This is a genomic window from Micromonospora sp. NPDC005298 (genome assembly GCF_040607375.1).
Classification (GTDB): Bacteria; Actinomycetota; Actinomycetes; order Mycobacteriales; family Micromonosporaceae; genus Micromonospora.
Genome location: NZ_JBEXGP010000021.1, coordinates 97,191 through 120,168 on the forward strand (window position 1 = coordinate 97,191; position 22,978 = coordinate 120,168).

Below are 22,978 nucleotides of genomic sequence, written 5' to 3' on the forward strand. Positions count from 1 at the left end.
CCGGATCGACCGGGGGCCCTTCTCAGTACCGCTCGGGGCGACGCTTGCGGCGTTCGTTGAAGTCGCGCATCCGCTGCGGGTAGCCCATCAGGCGGACGTCGTACACCGGAATGCCCATCCGGTACGCGAAGCGCCGGGCGCCGTCGGGGCCGTCGATCCGCCGGCGGGTCCATTCGCCGTCGTCGGCGATCAGGATGACCGTTGTCTCGGTGACTGTCGTCCGCGGCTCGATGAACGCCTCGACGCCGCGACGGCTCCGGATGAAGTTCTCCAGATGGGTCAGATCGCCTCGGTCGGCCGCGCGGTCGTGGCTCGGCACACGTGCCTGTTTGCGGCGCCGGAACAACCCCACCGGATCTCTCCCCCATCTAGCGTCGTCGAGAACGGTGCCAAGGGTACGTGTCGATGACGTGTCGTTGGGCACCTCACTACGCGCTCTGTGCCCGGTGGTGACAAGATGACCGAGGTGGGGTGTGTCCGTGTTACCCCGTAGTGACCCCCGATGCAGCGACGCGACCTGGGAGTTGGACGTGAGCGAGCCGAACGAAGCGACCTTCGACATCGTCATCCTCGGAGGTGGCAGCGGCGGCTACGCGGCGGCGCTGCGTGCCGCCCAGCTTGACCTCTCCGTCGCGCTGATCGAAAAGGGCAAGCTCGGCGGCACCTGCCTGCACAACGGCTGCATCCCCACCAAGGCGCTCCTGCACGCGGCCGAGATCGCCGACCAGACCCGCGAGTCGGAGCAGTTCGGTGTGAAGGCCGAGCTGGTCGGCGTCGACATGGCCGGGGTCAACTCGTACAAGGACGGGGTGATCTCCCGGCTGTACAAGGGCCTCCAGGGCCTGGTGGGCGGCTCGAAGAAGATCACCTTCGTCGCGGGCGCCGGCAAGCTGGTCGGCAAGAACGTCGTCGAGGTGGACGGCAAGCGCTACACCGGCCGGAACATCGTCCTGGCCTCCGGCTCGTACGCCAAGAGCCTGCCCGGCCTGGAGGTCGACGGCGAGCGGATCATCACGAGCGACCACGCGCTGACCCTGGACCGGGTCCCGTCGTCGGTGATCGTCCTCGGTGGTGGCGTGATCGGCGTCGAGTTCGCGAGCGTGTGGAAGTCGTTCGGCGCGGACGTGACGATCGTCGAGGCGCTGCCCCGGCTGGTCGCCGCGGAGGACGAGGAGTCGTCCAAGGCGCTGGAGCGGGCGTTCCGCAAGCGGAAGATCAACTTTAAGGTCGGCAAGCCGTTCGAGAAGGTCGAGAAGACCGAGAACGGCGTCAAGCTGACCATCCAGGGTGGCGAGACCGTCGAGGCCGAGCTGCTGCTGGTCGCCGTGGGCCGCGGCCCGAACACCGCCAACCTCGGGTACGAGGAGCAGGGCGTCAAGATGGACCGCGGCTACGTGCTGACCGACGAGCGGCTGCGCACCAGCGTGCCGAACGTCTACGCGGTCGGCGACATCGTGCCCGGCCTCCAGCTCGCGCACCGGGGCTTCCAGCAGGGCATCTTCGTCGCCGAGGAGATCGCCGGGCAGACCCCGGCCGTCATCGACGAGGTGGGCATCCCGCGCGTCACCTACTGCGACCCGGAGCTGGCGTCGGTGGGGCTGACCGAGGCGAAGGCCAAGGAGCAGTACGGCGCCGACAAGGTGCAGTCGTACAACTACCCGCTCGGCGGCAACGGCAAGAGCCAGATCCTCAAGACCACCGGTTTCGTGAAGCTGGTCCGGGTGGAGGACGGCCCGGTCGTCGGCGTGCACATGGTGGGCGCCCGCGTGGGTGAGCTGATCGGTGAGGCGCAGCTCATCTACAACTGGGAGGCCTACCCGGCGGAGGTCGCCCAGCTCGTGCACGCCCACCCGACCCAGAACGAGGCCCTGGGCGAGGCGCACCTGGCCCTCGCCGGCAAGCCGCTGCACGCGCACGCCTGATCACCCAAACCGCGGCGTCCGGCGACGGGCGAAGATCCCCCAGGGGAATGAAGGAGTCTGGAGAACATGCCGGTATCGGTCACCATGCCCCGGCTCGGCGAGAGCGTCACCGAGGGCACCGTCACGCGCTGGCTCAAGCAGGAGGGCGACACGGTCGAGGTCGACGAGCCCCTGCTCGAGGTCTCGACCGACAAGGTCGACACGGAGATCCCGTCGCCCGCGGCGGGCGTGCTGAGCCGGATCGTGGTCGGCGAGGACGAGACCGCCGAGGTCGGCAGCGAGCTGGCGGTCATCGCCGGTGAGGGCGAGTCGACCGGCGGTGGCGAGGCCGCGCCGCAGGAGCAGCAGGAGGCCCCGGCCGAGGCGGTCGAGCCGGCCGCCGAGCCGACCGCCGCCGCCGAGGGCACCGCCGACCAGGTGGCCCAGGACGAGGCCCCGGCCGAGGAGCCGGCGCCGTCCGCCGCGCCGTCGGGCGAGGGCACCCCGGTGAAGATGCCGGCACTGGGTGAGAGCGTCACCGAGGGTACGGTGACCCGCTGGCTCAAGCAGGTGGGCGACACCATCGAGGTGGACGAGCCGCTGCTGGAGGTCTCCACCGACAAGGTGGACACCGAGATCCCGTCGCCGGTCGCCGGCACCGTGCTGGAGATCAAGGTCGCCGAGGACGAGACCGCCGCGGTCGGCGCCGACCTGGCCGTGATCGGCGTCGCGGGCGCGGCCCCGGCGAAGTCCGAGCCGAAGCCCGAGCCGAAGGCGGAGGCCGAGCCGGCGCCGAAGGCCGAGCCGAAGCCGGAGCCGAAGGTCGAGGAGCCGACCCCGGGCATGTCGTACAACGAGCCGTCGGCCGAGGCCGAGACGTCGGCGGAGCCGGCGAAGGCCGAGCAGGCGGCGCAGCCGTCCGCGCCGACGGCGGCACCGCAGCGCCCGTCCGCGCCGGCCAAGGGTGACGGCGAGGAGGCCGCCGGGTACGTCACCCCGCTGGTGCGCAAGCTGGCCAGCGAGCACGGTGTCGACCTGTCGTCGCTCAGCGGCACCGGCGTCGGGGGCCGGATCCGCAAGCAGGACGTCCTCGACGCGGCGGAGAAGGCCAAGTCGGCCCAGGCCGCTCCGGCCGCGGCGCAGCCGGCCGCCGCGCAGTCGGCGGCACCGGCCACACCGGCCGCGAAGCCGCAGCCGAGCGCCAAGCGGGGCACCACCGAGAAGCTGCCCCGGATCCGGGCGACCATCGCCAAGCGGATGCAGCAGTCGCTGCACGAGACGGCGCAGCTGACCACCGTCGTCGAGGTCGACGTCACCAAGGTCGCCAAGCTGCGTGTCCGGGCCAAGGACTCGTTCCAGGCCAAGCACGGCGTGAAGCTGTCCTTCCTGCCGTTCTTCGCCCTCGCCGCCGTCGAGGCGCTCCAGACCCACCCGATCATCCAGGCCAGCATGGACCTGGAGGGTGGCACGATCACCTACCCGGCCGCCGAGCACCTGGGCATCGCCGTGGACACCGAGCGCGGCCTGCTCGTGCCGGTCATCCACAACGCCGGCGACCTCAACATGGGCGGTATCGCCAAGCGGGTCGCCGACCTGGCCGAGCGCACCCGGGCCAACAAGATCACCCCGGACGAGATGGCCGGGGCGACCTTCACGCTCACCAACACCGGCAGCCGGGGCGCGCTCTTCGACACCCCGATCGTGCCGTCGCCGCAGTCGGCGATGCTCGGCACGGGTGCCGTTGTGAAGCGGCCGGTCGTGGTCAACGACCCGGAGCTGGGCGAGGTCATCGCGGTCCGTTCGATGGTCTACCTGGCCATGTCGTACGACCACCGGCTGATCGACGGTGCCGACGCGGCCCGCTTCCTGACCGCGGTCAAGGAGCGGCTGGAGGCCGGCAACTTCGAGTCGGAGCTGGGCCTGGCCTGATCCGCGCCAACGCCGAAGGGCGCCCCGGTCGTCGACCGGGGCGCCCTTTCGTGTGCGTGCCTCAGCTCTTGAGCAGGGTCTCGGAGACCTCCCAGAGCCGTTCGGCGGCCTCCGGGTCCAGCGCGTAGTCGGCGACTCCCGTGCGACCGCCGGGCTGGGCCGGGGCGGCCTGCCGGCAGTCCTCGAAGTAGCGCCCGCCGACGCCGTCCAGCAGCGGCGACGCGGCGACCAGCACCGAGGTGGCGGCGCCCTGCTCGACGGTCTTCCAGGCGGCCGCGTTGCCGGCGCGCATCCGGTCCAGTTCCTCGTCGCTGACGAAGCGTTGCAGGTTGGTACGGATGGCGCCGGGCATCAACGAGTTGGTGAAGATGCCGTCGTCGGCCCAGCGGCGGGTCGCGTCCACGGCGAACAGCACGTTCGCCGTCTTGGACTGCCCGTACGCCTGCCAGGGGTCGTACTCCCGGCGGTCGAACTGGATGTCCTCGAAGACCACCGCGGAGCGCAGGTGGGCGGCGGAGCTGACCGAGGCGATCCGGGCCCCGCCGGCCGCGGCGAGCGCCCGGCGCAGCCCGGTGGCGAGCGCGAAGTGCCCGAGGTGGTTGGTCGCGAACTGCATCTCCCAGCCCTGCGGGGTGCGGCTCAGCGGCGCGGCCATGATCCCGGCGTTGTTGACCAGGATGTGCAGCGGGCCGTCCCAGTTGGCCACGAAGTCGGCGACCGAGCCCTGGTCGGCGAGGTCGAGCGGGGCGACCAGGATGCGGTCGTTGCCGGTGGTGCCGGTGATGTCGTCGGCGGCCTTCCGGCCGGCGTCGGTGTTGCGCACGGCCAGGGTGACCTCGGCGCCGGCGCTGGCGAGGGCGCGGGCGGTCTCCACGCCGATGCCTGACGATCCGCCGGTGACGACCGCCCGTCGCCCGACGAGGTCCACGCCCTGGATCACGTCCATGGCTGTGGAGTGATGGGCGAACGGGGTGGTGATCGGGTTGCTCGTCGTCATGATCCATCCTTGTTCGGGGAGGGCGGGCCCACCGGCCCGCCGGTACGATGGAAGCGGAGGATCCTCCGCTAAGGCCGAGACTAACCGGAGCTGCCTCCGTTTACCACTCGACGGCGAACCGTCGGCCCCGCACCGCCAAGGAGGAGACGTGCCGGAGACCAGCCCCCGCCCCCTACGGGCGGACGCGCTGCGCAACCGCGAGCGGCTGCTGGAAGCCGCGGTCCAGGCGTTTTCCCGCCCCGGCCCGGAGGTAACGCTCGACGCCATCGCCCGGCAGGCCGGCGTGGGCATCGGCACCCTCTACCGCCACTTCCCCACCCGCGAGGCCCTGGTCGAGGCGACCTACCGCAACGAGCTGGGCAAGCTCTGCGACGCGGCACCGGACCTGCTCGACCGGTTGCCGCCCGATCAGGCCCTGCGGGCCTGGATGTCCCGGTTCGTCGACTACCTGGCCACCAAACGCGGCATGGCCGACGCCCTGCGCCTGGTGATCGCCTCCGGCGCCAACCCGTACGCCCACAGCCGCGACCGGCTGCTGGAGGCGCTCGGTCGGCTCCTCGGCGCGAGTGTCGCCGACGGCAGCGTCCGGGCCGACGTGGACGTCGCCGACGTGCTGGCCGGCGTGAGCGGGATCAGCCTCGCCACCGGCGAACGCGACCAGGCCGACCGCCTGCTCGACCTGCTCATGGACGGCCTGCGACACCGCCGGACGGACTGAGCCCGTTCCGGCCTCTGGTCAGGCCGGACGCTGCCAGAGTGGGACCGTGGGCGGCTACCGGCGGCGTGGGCAACTGGGGCCGGCCGTCCCGATCGCCCCCGGCGCGCGGGTGGACAAGTTCGAGGTCTTCTTCGACCTGGTCTTCGTCTTCTCGTTCTTCATCATCACCCGGGCCACCGCCGCGAACGTCTCCGGCCGGCAACTGCTGCACGCCGCCCTGGTGCTCGCCGTGCTCTGGTGGTGCTGGGTGGTGCACAGCCTGGTCGCCACCCGGGTACGCCTCGGCGAGGGGTACGTCCCGGTGCTCATGGTGGTGGCGATGGCCGCCCTGTTCGCGTTCGCGCTGGCCCTGCCGCAGGCCTTCAGCGACCCGACGGGCAGCGCCGGCGGCCCGATGCTGGTGGCCATCAGCTACGTGGTGGTCCGCGGTGTCCACATGATCCTCTACCAGCATGTGGTGCGGGACAGCCCGCAGGAGCGCCGGCAGCTGCGCCGGTTCGCCCCCGAGCTGGCGGCCAGCATCGTCCTGCTGCTGGCCGCCGCGCTGATCCCGCCGCAGGTCGCCGACCCGGACCATGCCGCGATGATCCGGGACGGCCTGTGGATCGCCGTGGTGGTGGTCCAGTTCGCCACCGGCTTCATCGTCGGCACCTGGGGTTGGGGGGTGACCAGCGCCGAGCACTGGACCGAGCGCTACGACCTCATCCTGATCATCGCGCTGGGCGAGTCGGTCATCTCCACGGGCGTGGGCGGCAACCTGCTCGGCAAGCCGGTGACCTGGCCGGCGGTCGCGGCCGCCACGCTCAGCATCGTGGTCACCGCCGCCCTGTGGTGGGCGCACTTCGACTTCATCGGCCCGGCGGCCCGGATCGCCCTGCACGCGGCGGAGGGCGCCCCGCGCGTGGCGATGGCCCGCGACGCGTACGCGTACCTGTACCTACCGATGATCGCCGGCATCATCCTCTTCTCCATCGGCAACGAGGAGATCCTGCACAAGATCACCGACCCGGCCGGTGGGCTCGCCGAGAAGGTCGACGGACCGGCCGTGCCGATGCTGTTCGGCGGGCTGATCTGCTACTACGCCGTCAACATCCTGTTCCAGCTCCGTACCCTGCACACCCTCTCCTGGACCCGGGTGGGCGTCATCGTGGTGCTGACCGCAGCACTGCCGGTCGGCCGGGTCCTGCCCGCGCTTGGCGCGCTCACCCTGGCGACGGTCATCTGCGTCGCGCTGGTGGCCGTGGAGGTGCTGGTGATGTCGCAGTCCCGGCACGCGCTGCGCGCGGCCGTCTTCGAGGAGCGGACCAGCCACGAGGCGCACGAGGCCGCCTGGCGGGCCCGCTGGCACGACCTCCGCGAGCCGGACGAGCCCACCACGCCGTGACCCGCCGGGGTAGGCTCCGGCACAGCGTCGCGGTGCACCCGGCACGAAGGCCGCCGTGGGCATGGAGGCGCGGGGACGGCATGGGACGAACGTGCACCCGACGAGTTCACCCGCCGACCGGCTCGCCGCCGTCGGCAACCAGATGATCGAGGTCCACCTCTGGCTCGGCGCGGAGCTGGCCCGCCTGCGGGAGAGCCTCGACGACCCCGACGGCGCCGACCGGTCACGGGACCTGCGCGCACACTGCCTGAGCTTCTGCGCCGCCCTCGGCCGGCACCACACCGGTGAGGACGACGGCGCGTTCCGGCTGCTCGCCGACCAGGTCCCGGAGCTGCGCCCGGTCATCGCGAACCTGATCACCGACCACGAGGTGGTGGCGGGGATCCTGCACCGGGTCGAGGCGCTGCTGGGCGCCGACACGTCGATGCCGGCGGCCCAGGTGCGCGCCGAGCTGGACGGGTTGGCCGCGCTGCTGGAGTCCCACTTCCGGTACGAGGAGAAGCGACTGGTGACCGCGCTGAACGCCCTCAGCGGTCAGCCGGGGACGGCAGAGGCACTGCTCGGCCTGACCGCGCCGGCCTTCGACTGACGGTCACCGGCCGGGCAGCCGCTCGTAGAAGCGGATCTTCTCCCGCAGGTGGTCGTACTGGCGCTGGAGCAGCCGCATCTGCTCCTCGACCTGCTCGGCGTGCCGTCGCAGCAGCTCCCGGCGCTCGTCCACGGTGTGCTCGCCCTCGCGGGCCAGCTGCGCGTAGCGGCGCATCTGCGCGATCGGCATCCCGGTGTCGCGCAGGCACCGGAACAGCACCAGCCAGCTGAGGTCGTCGTCGGTGAAGACCCGCTGCCCGCCCGCCGTGCGCTCCACGTCGGCGAGCAGGCCGATCTTCTCGTAGTACCGCAGGGTGTCCAGACTGAAGCCGCTGCGCCGAGCGGCCTCCGCGGGGGCGTAACCGGTCATGTCGGCCGATGGTAGCCCTTGACCTGGAGCGCACTCCAGGTTGGAGGCTGCTCCCCATGACCACGACACGGACGCTGGGGCGCAGCGGCATCAAGGTTAGCGCGATCGGGATGGGGTGCTGGGCGATCGGTGGACCGCTCTGGGGTGACGACGGGCAGCCGTTCGGCTGGGGCGAGGTGGACGACGACGAGTCGATCCGCACCATCCACCGCGCGCTCGACCTCGGGGTGACGCTGTTCGACACGGCCAGCAACTACGGCGCCGGGCACAGCGAGCGCGTCCTCGGCCGGGCACTCGCCGGCCGCCGCGACAGCGCGGTGATCGCCACCAAGTTCGGCAACGTCAGCGACGAGGCGACCCGACGGGCGCTGGGCACCGACGCCAGCCCCGCCTTCGCGGTCCGCAGCCTGGAGGACTCGCTGCGCCGCCTCGGCACCGACCACGTCGACCTCTACCAACTGCACATCAACGACCTGCCGGTGCCCGCCGCGCTCGACCTGGTCGGCACCCTGGAGGCCCTGGTCGACCAGGGCAAGATCCGGGCGTACGGCTGGAGCACCGACAACCCGGCCTCGGCCGAAGCCTTCGCGGCGGCCGGCCCGCACTGCGCCGCGATCCAGCACGACGAGTCGGTGCTCAGCGACAACGCGGCGGTGCTTGCCGTCTGCGACCGGCACGACCTGGCCAGCCTCAACCGGGGGCCGCTGGCGATGGGCCTGCTCACCGGCTCGACCCGGGCGCTCGGCGCGGACGACGTGCGCGGTCGCGCGCCCGAGTGGCTGAAGTGGTTCACCGACGGAAAGCCGACGCCGCGCTGGGCGGCACGGGTCGACGAGGTACGCGCCGCGCTCACCGCCGACGGGCGGACCCTCGCCCAGGGCGCGCTCGGCTGGCTGCTGGCCCGCAGCCCGCGTACGGTGCCGATCCCCGGCCTGCGCACCGTGACCCAGGCCGACGAGAACCTGGCGACGCTGAACCTGGGCCCCCTGAGCCCCGAGTCCTACGCCGAGGTGGAGCGCCTCCTGACCGACCTACGCACCGCCTGACCCGCACCCGCCACCTCGCCGATCTCGCACTTGCTGTCCGGGCGAAACGGTCTTCTCCTCGCGAAACGGCGACACGAAGTGCAAGATCGGCGAGGAGTGGGGCCGGGACGCGTCCGTGCGCGGTGTTTTCGACGAAGATGTGGGCATGCGGATCATTCTGGCCGGCGCGTCCGGCTTCCTCGGCACCCGGTTGGGCGACCGCCTCGCCGCCGACGGGCACCAGGTCATCCGGCTGGTCCGACGGGCGCCCCGCGACCCGCGGGAGCGGCGGTGGGACCCGGCCGCCGGTCAGCTCGACCCGGCCGAGGTCGCCGGTGCGGACGCGGTGGTCAACCTGGCCGGCGCGGGTGTCGGTGACAAGCGCTGGAACGACGACTACCGGCGGCTGATCCGGACCAGTCGGGTCGACAGCACCACCACCCTGGCGACCACGCTGGCCGGGCTGCCGGCCGCCGACCGTCCGGGGGTGCTGCTCAACTCCTCGGCCGTCGGCTGGTACGGCAACACCGGTGACCGGGTGGTCGAGGAGGACGCGCCGGCCGGCGAGGGTTTCCTGGCCGACGTCTGCCGGGTGTGGGAGGCCGCGACCCGCCCGGCCGAGGACGCCGGGGTACGGGTGGTGCGGCTGCGTACGGGCCTGCCGCTGCACCGCGACGGCGGGTTGCTCAAGCCGCAGTTGCTGCCGTTCAAGCTGGGGATCGCCGGCCGGTTGGGCAGTGGTCGGCAGTGGCTGCCATGGATCTCGATGGATGACTGGCTGGACGCGACGCTCTTCCTGCTGGCCCGCGCCGACATCGCCGGCCCGGTCAACGTGGTGGGCCCGAACCCGGTGACGAACGCCGAGTTCACCCGCGAGCTGGCCCGGCAGCTGCACCGCCCGGCGATCATCCCGATCCCCGCACTGGCGCTCAAGGTGGCCCTCGGCGGCTTCTCCCACGAGGCTCTCACCAGCACCCGCGTCCTACCCGGCGTCCTGACGCGCGCCGCCTTCCCGTACCACCACCCCGACCTACGCAGTGCGCTACAGGCAGCCCTGACCCCCACCCCCAGCCCTTTGCGTTGATCAAGAGGTTTGCGTCATCCGGCGGCCGGAATCTGACGCAAACCTCTTGATCAACAGGTCCGAGGGGGGTCAGCAGCCGATTACCCAGTAGTTGGGGGCGGTCTGCTTGAGGGCGCTGGTGTAGAAGGTGTTGTAGAGGCCCATCCGCTGGTTGGAGCCGTTCGCGTAGGCGTAGCCACCGGACTGGTACGCCCTCCCGGCCGTGACGTGGGCGTAGTTGCTCGCCGTCACGCAGGTCGCCGGCGTGGTCGGGGTCGGCGTCGGCGTCGGCGTCGGAGTGGCCGTGGGAGTGGGCGTCGGGGTGGCCGTGGCCGTGGGCGTCGGGGTCGGGGTGGTGCCGCCGCCGTTCAGTCCGAAGAAGAGCGCGTCCCGGTACGTCGAGCAGATGGTGTCCAGGAAGTAGGCGCCGGCGGTGCCGCACTGCTCGGCGGCGGAGCCCGGATCGACCGGGGTGCCGTGCCCCATTCCGGAGACCCGGTAGAGGCGTACCTCGTCGTTGCCGTACACCTCGAGGCTCGTGTTGCCGGGCAGCGACGACGTGCTGGTCGGGGCCTGCGAGATCCCCCGCACGTTGGTCCACTGGTCGCGGGACTCGGTGCCGTTGAGCGGGGTGACGGTGGTGTCCGAGGTGCCGTGCCAGATCGCGACCCGGGGCCGCGGGCCGGTGTAGCCGGAGTACGCGCCACGGACCAGGTCGCCCCAGGCGGCCGGGGTCTTGTCCGCGCCCGGGTTCATGCAGCTGAAGGCGTTGACCATGCTGGTGGCGCAGCGGTACGGGATACCCGCGATGATCGATCCGGCGGCGAAGACGTCCGGGTAGGTGGCGAGCATGACGGCGCTCATCGCCCCGCCGGCGGAGAGGCCGCTGACGTAGACGCGGGAGCCGTTGACGCCGAAGTTCGTCTTGGCGTGGTCGACCATCTGCTTGATCGACAGCGCCTCGCCCTGCCCCCGGGTGGTGTCTCCCGACTCGAAGAAGTTGAAGCAGGAGTTGGCGTTGTTGCCGGACGGCTGCTGGGCGACGATCAGGGCGAACTTCCACTGGTCGGCGTACTTCTGCCAGCCGGAGTTGGCGAAGTAGCCGGAGGCGTTCTGGGTGCAGCCGTGCAGCAGCACCACGGCCGGCGAGTTGGCCGGCAGGCTGTCCGGCCGGTAGGCGTACATGGCGAGGTTGCCCGGGTTGGAGCCGAACCCGGTGACCTGGGTGAGGGTGGCGGCCTGGGCGGGGGTGGCGAGGGTGATCGCACCGGCCGCGGCGAGGACGAGCCCGGCGACCGCACCGATCAGGCGGTTGAGGGTGGACGAGGAGCGGCGCACGGCGGCCTCCTGAGGAGCGGACTGTGAACTGGGTCACGGTCGAATTGCCGCGACGTTACGTCCATGTGTCGCCGCCATGACATGGCGCGCACGCACACATTCACGACGACCGGTGTGTACGCCGTAGGCGTCGACGTGTTAGGAAGGGCCCCCTCCTCTACCTCAGGCGATAACAGGGGTCCCCTCCTTGCAGGTCTGACCGGCCCGTCCAGGTCCGGTTGGTAACGTCCGCTGCGTGCCGTCCTCGTCGCTGGCCACCGGGCCCGCTCCCACGTCACCGCCGCGTGCCGTCCGGGACCGCCGGGCCGACCTGATCGTCGTGCTGGTGGCGCTCGTACTCGCCGTGTGGGTGACCAGCGGCCTGTGGCGGGACCCGAACGTCCGCACCATCACCGTCAACTCCAGCGACCAGGCGCTCTTCGAGTGGCTGCTGGCCTTCGGCGGGCACGCCGTCACCCACGGGGAGAACCCGTTCTTCACGTACCTGATCAACGTCCCGGACGGCGTCAACCTCGCGGTCAACACCTCGATCACGGTGTACGCGGTGGTCTTCGCCCCGCTCACGTACCTGGTCGGGGCTCCGGCGACGTTCCTGGTGATCCTCACGCTCAACCTGTTCGCCACCGCGCTGGCCTGGTACTGGCTGCTCTCGCGGCACCTGGTCCGCAGCCGGCTGGCCGCCGGGGTGGGCGGCCTGTTCATCGCCTACTCCCCCGGCATGGTCTCGCACGCCAACGCCCACCTGAACTGGACGGCTGGCTGGCTGGTGCCGCTGCTGATCTGGCGGCTGTTCGCGCTGCGCCGACCCGGGCACTGGCTGCGCGACGGGGTGATCCTCGGCCTGCTGGTGGCGGTCGCCTTCTCGATCGCCGCCGAGGGGCTCTTCTTCACCGCGCTCGCGCTCGGCATCTTCGTCGCCGTCTGGGCGCTGCACCCGGCCCGCCGGGCCGAGGCCCGTGCCGCGCTGCCCAATTTCCTGCGCGGGCTCGGCGTGACCGCCGTGGTCGCCGGCGTGCTGCTGTCGTACCCGCTGTGGCTGCACTTCGCCGGGCCGCAACGGTTCCACGGCACCGGCTTCGACCCGGTGATCCACTCCGAGGACATCGCCGCGTTCGCCGCGTTCCCGCGCCGCTCGCTCGCCGGCGAGGTCGGGCTCGGCACCTCGCTGGCGCCGAACCCGACCGAGGAGAACTCGTTCTTCGGCATCGGGCTGCTCGTCCTCACCGTGGTCTGCTTCGTGGCGCTGTGGCGGCGTGCCGATCCCGGCCGGCGCGCCACCCTCTGGGCGCTGGGCATCCTCGCGCTGATCTTCACGGTGCTCTCCTTCGGCCCGGTCGCGAAGATCGACGGACGGCGTACCGACCTGCCGATGCCGTTCGACGTGCTCGGGCAACTGCCGGTGGTGAACGCCGCGCTGCCCGCCCGGCTGGCCCTGGTGGTCGCACCGGTGATCGGGCTGCTGCTGGCGTTCACCGTCGACCAGCTGCGTGCCGCGCCACCACGGCACCGCTCCACGGAAGTGGCCTGGGCGCTCGGGTTCGCGGTGGCCCTGCTGCCGCTGCTGCCCACCCCGCTGTTGACCCACGAGCGGGAGCCGATCCCGCAGTTCATCACGTCCGGCACCTGGCGGCAGTACGTGTCGCCGGACGGCGTGCTCACACCGGTGCCGCTGACCGTGGACATCTACCCGGACGGTCAGCGCTGGCAGGCGTACGCGCTGTCGCACCGGCAGGGCGAGTTCGCCATTCCGGGCGGCTTCTTCCTCGGCCCCGGCGGGCCCGACGGGCGGGGCCGGATCGGCCCGGTGCCGCGCACCCTGAGCGCGCTCATGGACCAGGCCGGTCGTACCGGGCTGGTGCCGATCGTCACCGACGGCACCCGGCGGGAGGTCGAGTCGGACCTGCGGCACTGGCGGATCGAGACGGTGGTGCTCGCCGACCAGGTGCACGGCGCGAAGTTCCCCGTCGACGAGGACGCCGTCCGGCGTACCGCCACGGCCCTGTTCGGCGAACCGCAACGGGTCGACGACGTCTGGCTCTGGCGAATCCCCCCGGCCGACCGCTAGACCGCCACCTGACCGGGTGGGGCGTCGTGATCGACAGTCATCGCGTCTAATGGGCCGATGAGGAAGACCGTTGGGCGGCTGCGGCGCGCCACAGTGGTCGGGGTCGCGCTGGGGCTCGTCGTGCTCGGCGCGCCGGCCGCCACGGCCGCGAACAGCGCCGTCGCGGACAGCACGGCCGGCGTCGTGCCGAGCCAGGTGCGCGATCCGTGGCTGTGGCAGGCCACCGTCGGGCAACGGCCGGCCGGCCCGGCGGCGCTCGTGTTCTTCACCGACCGCACCCGCTACTTCGAGTCGACAGGCGTACTGGTCGCGCGGGACGGCGCGTACCGGCTGATCCCGATCCGCGTCGCCGAGGGGCACGGGCTGCTCTCCCCCGACGGGCGGCACTACCTGCGGCCGCAGTCCGGTGAGTTGCTGGACCTCACCACCGGCCGGCAGCGCCGCACCATGAAGCCAGGGCTGGGCCCGTTCGCGTGGTCGCCGGACGGGCGGCGCGTGCTCGGCACCCGCAGCAACGACGATTCGGTGATCAGCTTCGGGCCGGACAATCAGCAGCTCAACGACCCGGAGAAGCCCGACGACCTGCTCGTCGTGGACCCGTACCAGTGCACCGAGCAGGTGGTCCCGGCCGGCACCTTCGCCGCCCACCACGCGGCGGCCTGGTCGCCGGCCGGTGACCTGGTGGCGGTGGCCGGTCCACCGGACGTGGCCGCGTCGGTCGCCGAGCGGCAGCGGCTGGTGGTGGTCGATCCGGCCTCCGGCAGCCTTCGCTGGCAGGTCGACCTGGGTGATCGGCGGGTGCTGGCCGGCCCGGCCGCCTGGCACCCGGACGGCAGCCGGGTCGCGCTGCTCGCGTTCGACGGGTGCGCCGGCCCCGGCTGCACCCCGGAGCAGACGGCGGCGCGCGCCTGGCGGATCGAGTTCGTGGACGCCGCCTCCGGTCAGGCCGTCGGTCAGCCGCTGCCGGTCGCCACCTCGACCAGCAAGATCGTCGGCTGGCGCGGTGACGACCCGGTGGTGCAGGAGGTGAGCGGGACGGAGCGGGACACCGACCGGCGGGTCGTCCTCGCCGCGCTGTCGCCCGGCGGGGCCCGAGAGGTGCTGGTGACCGCACCGGCCGGGTCGACCGACCTGGCGGTGCCGGGCGAGCTGCTGACCCGGGCCGCGTTCGGTGGTCCGGAGCCCCGCCCGTCACCGTTCGCCGCCCCGCTCTGGCTCTACCTGGCGCTGGTCGTGCCGACGCTGCTCGCCGTCGCCCTCGTCGTCCGCCGCCGCCGACGTCGCCGCCGCGTCGCGACCGGCGCGGCTCCGGCATGACGTCGCCGGGCCAGGCCGGGCCGGGCGCGGCCACGGGGCGCGGACGCCCAGCGGGCCGCGGCGGTGATCTTCCCCGGTGAGGCGGCTCACCAGGGGAGATCGCTTCCAACGGGATTACGCTGGGGCCGTGACGACGACGACCCCCGGCCTCACGGCCGTCCGTGCCGGCCTGCTGGACTACCAGGCCGCCTGGGACGAGCAGCGACGCCTGCACGAGTCGGTGGTGGCCGGCGAGCGCGGCGACACCGTGCTGCTGCTGGAGCACCCCAGCGTCTACACCGCGGGCAAGCGCACCGAACCGTGGGACCGGCCGATGGACGGCACCCCGGTCGTCGACGTGGACCGCGGCGGCAAGATCACCTGGCATGGGCCGGGGCAGCTCGTCGGCTACCCGATCCTGCGGCTGCCCGACCCGGTGGACGTGGTCGCCTACGTCCGCCGAACCGAAGAGCTGCTCATCGACGTGTGCGCCGAGTTCGGGTTGACGGCCGGCCGGGTCGAGGGCCGCAGCGGCGTCTGGGTGCCCGAGGACGACCGGGGACCGGCCCGCAAGGTGGCCGCCATCGGCATCCGGGTGGCCCGGGGCGTCACCCTGCACGGCTTCTCGGTCAACTGCGACTGCGACCTGACGTACTTCGACCGGATCGTGCCCTGCGGCATCCGGGACGCGGGCGTCACCTCGCTCACCGCCGAGCTGGGCCGCCCGATCACGGTCGCCGACGTGCTCCCGGTGGTCGAGCGCCGGCTGTCCACCCTGACCGAGGTCTGAGCGCACAGCCGGCGGCTCGCCGCTACGGCGTCAGCCGGTGCAGGTCGCGCGGGAACGCGGTGACCTCCCGGACGTTTGCCGCCCCGACCAGACGGGCCACGAAGCGTTCCAGGCCGATGGCGAAACCCCCGTGCGGTGGCATGCCGTGCCGGAACGCGTCCAGGTAGCCGGCGTACGGCTCGACGGGCTCACCCCGCGCCGCCAAAGCGGCCAGGTAGTCGGCGTGCCGGTGCAGCCGCTGCCCACCGGTGACCAGCTCCACGCCTCGAAAGAGTAGGTCGAAACCGTTCGAGTACGCGGGCCGCGCCGGGTCCGGGTGGGTGTAGAACGGGCGCTTCGCCATCGGGTAGCCGGTGACGAAGAGGAAGTCCGAGCCGTGTTGGCGCAGAGCCCACTCCCCCAGTGCCCGTTCGTGGGCGGGCGCCAGGTCCGGCTCGTCGGCGGGTGCGCCGGCGATCGTCAACGCCTCGGTGAAGTGCACGGCGGGGATCGCCGCCGGCACCTGCGGCGGCGTGACGCCGAGCGTCGCCAGGGCACCGCCGGCCCGTTCACCCACCGTGCCGAGCATGCCGTCCAGGGTGTCGCGCAGCACCCGCATCACGTCCCGGTGGTCCGCGACGAAACCGAGTTCCGCGTCGAGCGACGTGTACTGCGCGAGGTGCCGGACGGTGTCGTGCGGCTCGGCCCGGAAGACTGGCCCGACCTCGTAGACGCGTTCGAAGACGCCGACCATCAGCTGCTTGTAGAACTGCGGTGACTGGGCCAGGTACGCGGGCCGGCCGAACCAGTCCAGCGCGAACACGTTCGCCCCGCTCTCGGTCGACGAGCTGACCACCTTCGGGGTGTGTACCTCCACGAAGTTCCGGGCGTCGAGGCTGGCCCGGAAGCCGGACACCGCCGCCGCCGAGACGCGCAGCGCGGCCGAACGGGTCGGGTGGCGCAGCGCGGTGGGCGCGTTGTCGAGCTGGGTGGGCAGGCTCGCGGTCAACGCCGGCCGGTACAGGTCGAACGGGGGCGGCACGGCGGGTGGCCCGAGCGGGCGTACCTCCGGGTCGGTCAGCTCGACCCCGGCGGGCGCCGTGTCGTTCGCGGTCACCGTGGCGGTGACCTCGACGACCGTCTCCTCGGGAAGTTTCTCCAGGTCGGCGCGGACGGCCGGGTCGGTGACGACCACCTGGGCGAGCCCGGCGGCGTCCCGCACGATCAGGAACGCCACCGACTTGAGCAGGCGGCGGCGGTGCACCCAGCCGGCGATCCGTACGGTGTCGCCGACGTGCGCGGACAGGTGGTCGGAGAGGATGCGTTGCACGGTGGTACCTCCTTGATCATCGCAACGCGACCCCAGGGAGGTGTGGGCGAGCGGGAACCTCGCGGTGCCACCACACCTTCGCCCCCGCCGGAGCGGGAACCTCGTTGGTCGCCTGATGACCGGGGCCAGCCGGGCGGGCTCTACTGGGCGTCTCCGCCGTTCTACCCGCAGCTCGGGAGGGTCTTCACGCACCGCCGCCAGACCGCCTCTCAGCACCGGCGGCTCTCTGCACTGGCGGGTCCGGGCGCTACTCGGCTCCGTCGTCGCTGTTGGCGGTGACCGTAGCACCGGACCCGGCGCGTGTGACGCGGATTTTCGGCAGCCCGGTGTCCGGCGTCACAACGTCTGTGGCGTGACGCCGGTCGCCCGACGCACATAGACGACTGCCGTCCGGCGTAGGCTCGTTTTCGTGACGATCGAGCACTCCGCGCCGACGACCGGCCAGGCAGCGCGTACCGCAACAGCCGCCCCCGAGGGGCGTCGGCTGCTGCGCATCGAGGCGCGCAACGCCGAGACGCCGATCGAGCGCAAACCGCCATGGATCAAGGTCAAGGCCAAGATGGGCCCGGAGTACACCCAGCTGCGTGGGCTCGTCTCGCGCGAAGGGCTGCACACCGTCTGCCAGGAGGCCGGCTGCCCCAACATCTACGAGTGCTGGGAGGACCGGGAGGCCACCTTCCTCATCGGTGGCGACCAGTGCACCAGGCGCTGCGACTTCTGCCAGATCGACACCGGCAAGCCGGCCGAGTTCGACGCCGACGAGCCGCGCCGGGTCGCCGAGTCGGTGGTCTCGATGGGCCTGCGGTACGCCACCATCACCGGTGTCGCCCGCGACGACCTGCCCGACGGCGGCGCCTGGCTGTACGCCGAGACCGTCCGGCAGATCCACGCCCTGCAGCCCGGCTGCGGCGTCGAACTGCTGATCCCGGACTTCAACGCCGTCCCCGAGCAGCTGGCCGAGGTCTTCGGCTCCCGCCCGGAGGTGCTGGCGCACAACGTGGAGACCGTGCCGCGCATCTTCAAGCGCATCCGGCCGGCGTTCCGCTACGACCGTTCGCTGGACGTGATCCGGCAGGCCCGCGCCGACGGCCTGGTCACCAAGAGCAACCTCATCCTGGGCATGGGCGAGGAGCGCGCCGAGGTGTCGCAGGCGCTGCGCGACCTGCACGAGGCCGGCTGTGAGCTGATCACCATCACGCAGTACCTGCGCCCCACCCCCCGGCACCACCCGGTGACCCGCTGGGTCAAGCCGGAGGAGTTCGTGGAGCTGCGCGAGGAGGCCGAGGAGATCGGCTTCGCCGGGGTGATGAGCGGGCCGCTGGTGCGCTCGTCGTACCGGGCGGGCCGGCTCTACCGGCAGGCGCTCGACGCCCGCGCCGGAGCCGCCGTCACCACCGCCGGCTGACCCGCCGGCAGCGCCGCACGGGCCGTGCGGCGTCCGAGTGCCATGATCGTGCGATGACCGCCGGGGTACGCGAACAGCCGCGCGGCGCGGGTTTCCCGCGCCCGCGGCCCGGTACGCGCGTCGGTCCGGCCGGCTGGCTCACCGCGTTTGCCGTCCTCGTCGGGGTGTCCTACCGGCTCTGGCTGCTGGCGCACGCCACGCCTCCGACGAACAGCGACGAGGCCACCATGGGGTTGGCCGCGCTGCACATCGCCCGGGGCGAGGATTTCCCGGTCTGGTTCTACGGCCAGCAGTACATGGGCACGCTCGAGGCGTACCTGGCCGCGCCGGTGTTCGCGCTGGCCGGCGGCCCGTCGCTGCTCGGCCTGCGGCTGCCCACACTCACGCTGTACGTGGTGTTCCTGCTGCTGTCCTGGCGGCTGACGCTCCGGCTGACCGGGGACCGCTGGTTCGGGCTGCTGGTGGTGGCGCTGCTGGCGCTCGGGTCCGACCGTGTGGTCAAGAACCAGCTGATCGCCGGTGGCGGCTACCCCGAGATGAACGCCGCCGGGGTGGCGCTGGCCGTCCTCGCCGTCGACCTGGCCGCCGGCCGGCCGGGATGGCGGCTGGCGCGGTGGGCCGCGTGGGGGTTCCTGGCCGGCCTGATGCTCTGGGTCGACCCGCTCGTGCTGCCGTACGTGGTGGCGACCGGTGCGGTGCTCGTCGGGTTCTGCCGTCGGGAGCTGTGGGGCGCCGCCGTGGCGCTGCTCGGGGCGGCGGCCGTGCTGGGCGCGACACCGCTGCTGCTGCACAGCCTGTCGACCGGACGGAACCCCCTGCGCGCGGTCCTCTCCGCCGGTGGCGCGGACGCCTCCGCCGGCTGGGCGGACCGGCTGCACGGCGGACTGTTGCTGGGACCGTCGCTGGGAATGGGCTTCTGCGCTCCGGGGCGGTGCGCCACCTGGCAGCTGTGGTGGTCGTACGCCCTGCCGGTGCTGCTCGTCGTCGCCGCCCTGACGGCCTGGTGGGCGATGCGCCGCGGGTCCGGCGCCGAACTCCGGGTGGCGGGGGCGGTCCGGTTGGCGCTCGTGCTGGCCGCGGTGGCCAACCTCGCCGCGTACACGGTGAGCAGCGCCGCCGGACGGACTCCGGTGGAGAGTTCCCGCTACCTGTCCTGCCTGCTCATCTCCCTGCCGGCGCTGCTGTGGCCGGTGTGGACGGTGGCCCGGCGCGGTCCACGCCCGCCGGCGGCCGACCGGCGACCCCTTCGACCGTGGCTGGCCCGACCGGTCGCGCTCGTCCTGCTCGTCGCCACGCTGGGCACCGCCGCGCACGCCACCTGGCAGGGGGCGCGGACCGCACCGGCGAGCCGGGCCGCCGAGGCCCGTCACGACGAGCTGGTGGCCACCCTGCGCCACCTCGGCGTACGGCACGTACGCGCCGGCTACTGGACCTGCAACCGGCTCACGTTCGCCAGCGCCGAGCAGGTCGTCTGCGCGGTCGTCGACGACACCCTGCGCCCCGGCTTCGACAGGTACCCCGCGTACCGCCGGGAGGTGGACGCCGCGCCGGCCCCGGCCTGGGTCGCTCCCACCGGCTCCGCGCTGGCGGCCCGGCTCGACGAACGCCTCGACGCCGCCGCGGGCGGCCTGGAGCTGGTCAGCCTCGACGGCTGGCGGATCTACCTGCCGCGCTGACCCGAACCGGCGTGTGCAGCCTCGGCGTCAGTCTGGCTCGGCGTGTGCCGCCCGGCCTGTGCGGGCCCGCGTGTGTGGGCCGGCGTGTGCAGCCTCGGCGTCAGTCTGGCTCGGCGAGCAGGCCGAGGCGGTGGGCCAGGGCTGCGGCCTCGGTCCGGTTGGTGACGTCGAGTTTCGCGATGATGCGCGAGACGTGCACGCTTGCCGTCTTCGGCGAGATGAACAGCCGCTCGGCGATCCGGCTGTTGCTGTGTCCCTCGGCGACCAGCCGCAGCACCTCCCGCTCCCGGGCGGTCAGCAGATCGGCGCCGGCCCCGCCGTGACCGGTCCCGCGCAGGCCGACCCGCCGCGCCAGGGTCGCGGCCGCCTCGGCGAGCGGCGCGGCGCCCAGCCGCCGGGCGATCTCCGCGGCCTCGGTGACGGCCGCCGCCGCCTCGTCCCGCTCCCCCGCGCCGGCGGCCGCCTCGGCGAGGGCGAGCAACGCCCGACCGAGCGGGTACGGCTGCCCGTCGGCACGCCACGCCCGCACCGCCGTCCGCCAGGCCGGCAGTGCCTGGTCGCCGACCGCCAGCAGGGCGGTGACCTGGGCGGCGTGCGCCCGCGCCGCCGGATGCCGGGCGGGCAGGTCGGCGGCGAGCGCCGTGACGGCGGCGACCAGGTCGTGGTCACCCACCCGCGCGGCGGTACGGGCGACGGCGCTGAGCACCGGCCAGCCCTCCCGGGGCAGTTGCGGCAGCCGATCATCGGTGACCGCGACGCGGGCCGCCCGGACCGCCTCGATCTTGTCGTCGGCGGCGAGGGCCGACTCGATCGCCAACTCGTGCAGGGGCAGCCGGTGGTTCGGCCACAGGTAGGGCCGGCCGAGGAAGGCCAGCGCCCGGTCGACCAGCTCGTCGGCGGCCGGGTGGGCGCGGGCCAGCCGCAACCCGGCGCCCAACTGGAGCCAGTGCAGCCCGGTGACGCCGGACAGGTCGATCCGGGCGGCCTCCGCGCACACCGCCTCGGCCTCGTCCCACCGGCCCAACGCGATGAGCGCCTCGGCTCGGTTGGACAGCAGGTACGCCCCGGCCGAGCGGCTGATCCCCACCCGACGGGCCTCGGCCACCCCGGCCTCGGCGGCCTCGGCGGCCTCGCCGTACCGGCCCAGTTCGCAGAGCATGTCCGACTGGAACACCTTGGCGAGCACCAGGGTCGGCACGTCACCGGACTCGCGGGCGGCCGCCTCGGCGCGGGTCAGCTCCGCGAGCCCCTGCTCCAGGTCCCGTTCGCTGTGGCAGAGCAGGGCGATCCGGGTGGCCAGCAGCGCCGGTTCCGCACCGGGCGCCTCGACGTCCGTGGCGGCCTCGGCGGCCACCCGGGCCGCCTGCTCAGGATCGATCTTGACCAGGTGGGTGGCGATGTCGGCGAGCAGCCGGACCCGCTCGACGCCCTGCGGGCCCGCGGCCGCCAGCCGGTACGCCTCGTCCAGCTCCCGCCGGCCGTCACCCTTGCCGAGCAGGGCCAGCATCCGACCCCGCTGGTCCAGCAGCCGGGCGGCGCGCAGCGGAGCGGCGTCGGCGTCCACCTCGGCCAGTCCGGCCCGGGTCAGCGTGATCGCCCGGCTGAAGTCGCCGGCGATGACCGCCGCGTCGACGGTCTGCTCCAGCAGCGCCAGATGGTCCATGCCGAGCAGGTCGGAGGCGTCGGGCACCAGCTCCCACAACTCCAGCGCCCGTTCCAGCAGCCGGCGTTGCTCGGCGTACGCGTACCGGTCGGCGGCGGCGCCGGCAGCCGCCAGCGCGGCGACCAGGGCACGCGGGTGGTCGTGCGCGGCGTACCAGTGGTGGGCGATCTCGGCCGGCGCGCGGCCGGCGGCGACCAGCTGCGGCTGCGCCTCGATGGCCGCCGCGAAGCGGGCGTGCAGCCGGGCGTGCTCCCCGGGCAGCAACTCGTCGTGTACGGCCTCACGGACCAACGCGTGCCGGAACTCGTAGTCGCCGTCGGGGTTCGCCACCACGAGCTGGGCGGCGACGGCGGCGCGCAGCGCGTCCTCCAGTTCGGTCTCGGGCAGACCGGCGACCTCGGCGAGCAGGTCGTGGGCGAACCGGGTGCCGCCGGCCGCGGCGATCCGCAGCACCCGCTGGGTCGGTTCGGGCAGCCGGTCCACCCGCGCCAGCAGCAGGTCCCGCAGTGTCTCGGGCAGCGCCGCGCAGCCGACCGGGTCACCGGCAACGGCCAGCTCCTCGATGAAGAACGGGTTGCCCTGGGTGCGCTCGTGGACGTCGTCGACGGCGCGGGCGACCGGCTCGGCGCCGAGCAGGTCGGCGAGGATCGCGCCGGTGCCGTCGCGGTCCAGCCGGCCCAGGTCGACCCGCTGCACGCCACGAACGCGGTCCAGCTCGGCGAGGAACGGCCGCAACGGGTGGCCGCGCTGCAACTCGTCGGTGCGGTAGGTGCAGACCAGCAGCAGCCGTCCCGGCCGGGCCGCCCGGACCAGGAAGCCGATCAGGTCGCGGGTGGAGCGGTCCGCCCAGTGCAGGTCCTCGATCAACAGCACCAGCGGCCGGGCGTCGGCGAGCCGTTGGAACAGCTCGGCGACCAGGTCGAACAGGTAGCCGCGCGGGGCGTCGCCGAGCGCGGTGGCGTGCGGCGCGGCACGTTCGGCCGTCACCCGGCCCAGCTCCGGCAGCAGCCGGGCGAACTCCGCCTCGTAGCCGGCGAAGACCTCCGGGCCGTCGACGCGCAGCACCGTCCGCAGGGCGGCGGCGAACGGGGCGAACGGCAGACCCGCCTCGCCCAGCTCCAGGCACTGGCCGACCAGTACCCGCGCCCCGCCGCCGGTGGCCCCGCCGGCGAACTCCTCGAGCAGTCGGGTCTTGCCCACACCCGCCTCGCCGCCGACAAGCACCGTGCTCGGCTCACCCGCGCGTACCCGGGCCAGCGCGTCGCGCAGCGCCGCCAACTCGCGCTGGCGGCCGACGAGGACGGAGCTGGCGGCGCGTACGGTCACGGAACCGAGCATGCCAGAACGGCCGCCGTCACCGGTCCCGCCGCTCGGCGGGTGGCCGAGCGGCGGGGGGGGCCGCCGGGCGGCGGGGCGCGCCGCCGGGCCCCGGACGGGGGCACAAGAGAAGAGGGCGCGGGA

The 22,978-nt window shown here is 73.1% G+C and carries 18 protein-coding genes; 12 read left to right on the forward strand and 6 right to left on the reverse strand.

The window, feature by feature from the left end; all coding sequences use genetic code 11:
- Positions 1-22 precede the first annotated feature (22 nt).
- A complete protein-coding gene (locus ABZS77_RS24130; protein WP_354826879.1) occupies positions 23-352 on the reverse strand; it encodes a hypothetical protein in 330 nt (109 codons plus the stop codon).
- A gap of 178 nt (positions 353-530) precedes the next feature.
- Between ABZS77_RS24130 and lpdA the strand changes: the two genes are divergently transcribed.
- Both lpdA and sucB read left to right on the forward strand, forming a co-directional pair.
- On the forward strand, positions 531-1,922 hold the full coding sequence (gene lpdA, locus ABZS77_RS24135) for a dihydrolipoyl dehydrogenase (RefSeq protein ID WP_354826882.1): 1,392 nt from the start codon (positions 531-533) through the stop codon (positions 1,920-1,922).
- Positions 1,923-1,988: 66 nt separating this feature from the next.
- Positions 1,989-3,830: a 2-oxoglutarate dehydrogenase, E2 component, dihydrolipoamide succinyltransferase gene (sucB, locus tag ABZS77_RS24140; protein ID WP_354826885.1), complete on the forward strand. Its 1,842-nt coding sequence runs from the start codon at positions 1,989-1,991 to the stop codon at positions 3,828-3,830.
- A gap of 61 nt (positions 3,831-3,891) precedes the next feature.
- Here sucB and ABZS77_RS24145 read toward each other — a convergent pair whose 3' ends face one another.
- Complete coding sequence (locus tag ABZS77_RS24145) at positions 3,892-4,827, reverse strand: SDR family NAD(P)-dependent oxidoreductase (protein ID WP_354826888.1); 936 nt, start codon at positions 4,825-4,827, stop codon at positions 3,892-3,894.
- A 148-nt stretch (positions 4,828-4,975) separates the two neighbouring features.
- Here ABZS77_RS24145 and ABZS77_RS24150 point away from each other — a divergent pair, with 148 nt between their 5' ends.
- The 3 genes from ABZS77_RS24150 (at position 4,976) to ABZS77_RS24160 (ending at position 7,518) form a co-directional block, all read left to right on the forward strand.
- The gene (locus ABZS77_RS24150; protein WP_354826891.1) at positions 4,976-5,545 is read left to right on the forward strand and encodes a helix-turn-helix domain-containing protein; all 570 of its coding nucleotides are present in this window, start codon (positions 4,976-4,978) and stop codon (positions 5,543-5,545) included.
- Between the two features lie 46 nt (positions 5,546-5,591).
- Positions 5,592-6,929: a low temperature requirement protein A gene (locus ABZS77_RS24155; RefSeq protein ID WP_354826894.1), complete on the forward strand. Its 1,338-nt coding sequence runs from the start codon at positions 5,592-5,594 to the stop codon at positions 6,927-6,929.
- A gap of 61 nt (positions 6,930-6,990) precedes the next feature.
- Positions 6,991-7,518 (forward strand): hemerythrin domain-containing protein, encoded by a 528-nt coding sequence (locus ABZS77_RS24160; RefSeq protein ID WP_354826947.1) that lies wholly within the window; start codon positions 6,991-6,993, stop codon positions 7,516-7,518.
- Positions 7,519-7,521: 3 nt separating this feature from the next.
- On the opposite strand, the gene ABZS77_RS24165 is transcribed toward ABZS77_RS24160, so the two are convergent.
- Positions 7,522-7,887 (reverse strand): MerR family transcriptional regulator, encoded by a 366-nt coding sequence (locus tag ABZS77_RS24165; protein WP_354826897.1) that lies wholly within the window; start codon positions 7,885-7,887, stop codon positions 7,522-7,524.
- Between the two features lie 56 nt (positions 7,888-7,943).
- Between ABZS77_RS24165 and ABZS77_RS24170 the strand changes: the two genes are divergently transcribed.
- Together ABZS77_RS24170 and ABZS77_RS24175 are read left to right on the forward strand one after the other, a co-directional pair.
- Positions 7,944-8,933 (forward strand): aldo/keto reductase, encoded by a 990-nt coding sequence (locus ABZS77_RS24170; RefSeq protein WP_354826900.1) that lies wholly within the window; start codon positions 7,944-7,946, stop codon positions 8,931-8,933.
- 145 nt (positions 8,934-9,078) lie between these two features.
- Positions 9,079-9,996, forward strand: a complete 918-nt coding sequence (locus ABZS77_RS24175) for a TIGR01777 family oxidoreductase (RefSeq protein ID WP_354826903.1) — start codon at positions 9,079-9,081, stop codon at positions 9,994-9,996.
- 69 nt (positions 9,997-10,065) lie between these two features.
- Here the strand turns inward: ABZS77_RS24175 and ABZS77_RS24180 are convergent, their stop codons facing one another.
- Positions 10,066-11,313 carry a PHB depolymerase family esterase gene (locus ABZS77_RS24180; protein WP_354826905.1) on the reverse strand — a complete coding sequence of 416 codons (1,248 nt, stop codon included), beginning with the start codon at positions 11,311-11,313 and terminating at the stop codon, positions 10,066-10,068.
- 235 nt (positions 11,314-11,548) lie between these two features.
- On the opposite strand from ABZS77_RS24180, the gene ABZS77_RS24185 reads away from it, so the two are divergent.
- The 3 genes from ABZS77_RS24185 (at position 11,549) to lipB (ending at position 15,464) form a co-directional block, all read left to right on the forward strand.
- Positions 11,549-13,378, forward strand: coding sequence for a DUF2079 domain-containing protein (locus ABZS77_RS24185; RefSeq protein WP_354826907.1), 1,830 nt, complete (start codon positions 11,549-11,551; stop codon positions 13,376-13,378).
- A 57-nt stretch (positions 13,379-13,435) separates the two neighbouring features.
- Positions 13,436-14,695 (forward strand): hypothetical protein, encoded by a 1,260-nt coding sequence (locus ABZS77_RS24190; protein ID WP_354826910.1) that lies wholly within the window; start codon positions 13,436-13,438, stop codon positions 14,693-14,695.
- Between the two features lie 127 nt (positions 14,696-14,822).
- Positions 14,823-15,464 carry a lipoyl(octanoyl) transferase LipB gene (gene lipB, locus ABZS77_RS24195; protein ID WP_354826913.1) on the forward strand — a complete coding sequence of 214 codons (642 nt, stop codon included), beginning with the start codon at positions 14,823-14,825 and terminating at the stop codon, positions 15,462-15,464.
- 22 nt (positions 15,465-15,486) lie between these two features.
- On the opposite strand, the gene aspS is transcribed toward lipB, so the two are convergent.
- Positions 15,487-16,773 carry an aspartate--tRNA(Asn) ligase gene (gene aspS / locus ABZS77_RS24200; protein WP_354826916.1) on the reverse strand — a complete coding sequence of 429 codons (1,287 nt, stop codon included), beginning with the start codon at positions 16,771-16,773 and terminating at the stop codon, positions 15,487-15,489.
- A gap of 409 nt (positions 16,774-17,182) precedes the next feature.
- Between aspS and lipA the strand changes: the two genes are divergently transcribed.
- On the forward strand, positions 17,183-18,178 hold the full coding sequence (gene lipA / locus ABZS77_RS24205; protein WP_354826919.1) for a lipoyl synthase: 996 nt from the start codon (positions 17,183-17,185) through the stop codon (positions 18,176-18,178).
- A 53-nt stretch (positions 18,179-18,231) separates the two neighbouring features.
- The gene (locus ABZS77_RS24210; RefSeq protein ID WP_354826922.1) at positions 18,232-19,854 is read left to right on the forward strand and encodes a hypothetical protein; all 1,623 of its coding nucleotides are present in this window, start codon (positions 18,232-18,234) and stop codon (positions 19,852-19,854) included.
- A gap of 100 nt (positions 19,855-19,954) precedes the next feature.
- On the opposite strand, the gene ABZS77_RS24215 is transcribed toward ABZS77_RS24210, so the two are convergent.
- Positions 19,955-22,843 carry an AAA family ATPase gene (locus ABZS77_RS24215; RefSeq protein WP_354826926.1) on the reverse strand — a complete coding sequence of 963 codons (2,889 nt, stop codon included), beginning with the start codon at positions 22,841-22,843 and terminating at the stop codon, positions 19,955-19,957.
- Positions 22,844-22,978: the final 135 nt, after the last annotated feature.

What these genes read in the sequence shown, in the direction of transcription:
- sucB (WP_354826885.1), top strand. Translation starts at nt 1,989, where the DNA reads ATGCCGGTATCGGTCACCATGCCCCGGCTCGGCGAGAGCGTCACCGAG.
- ABZS77_RS24145 (WP_354826888.1), bottom strand. Translation starts at nt 4,827, where the DNA reads ATGACGACGAGCAACCCGATCACCACCCCGTTCGCCCATCACTCCACA.
- ABZS77_RS24160 (WP_354826947.1), top strand. Translation starts at nt 6,991, where the DNA reads ATGGAGGCGCGGGGACGGCATGGGACGAACGTGCACCCGACGAGTTCA.
- ABZS77_RS24165 (WP_354826897.1), bottom strand. Translation starts at nt 7,887, where the DNA reads ATGACCGGTTACGCCCCCGCGGAGGCCGCTCGGCGCAGCGGCTTCAGT.
- ABZS77_RS24170 (WP_354826900.1), top strand. Translation starts at nt 7,944, where the DNA reads ATGACCACGACACGGACGCTGGGGCGCAGCGGCATCAAGGTTAGCGCG.
- ABZS77_RS24175 (WP_354826903.1), top strand. Translation starts at nt 9,079, where the DNA reads ATGCGGATCATTCTGGCCGGCGCGTCCGGCTTCCTCGGCACCCGGTTG.
- ABZS77_RS24190 (WP_354826910.1), top strand. Translation starts at nt 13,436, where the DNA reads ATGAGGAAGACCGTTGGGCGGCTGCGGCGCGCCACAGTGGTCGGGGTC.
- ABZS77_RS24210 (WP_354826922.1), top strand. Translation starts at nt 18,232, where the DNA reads ATGACCGCCGGGGTACGCGAACAGCCGCGCGGCGCGGGTTTCCCGCGC.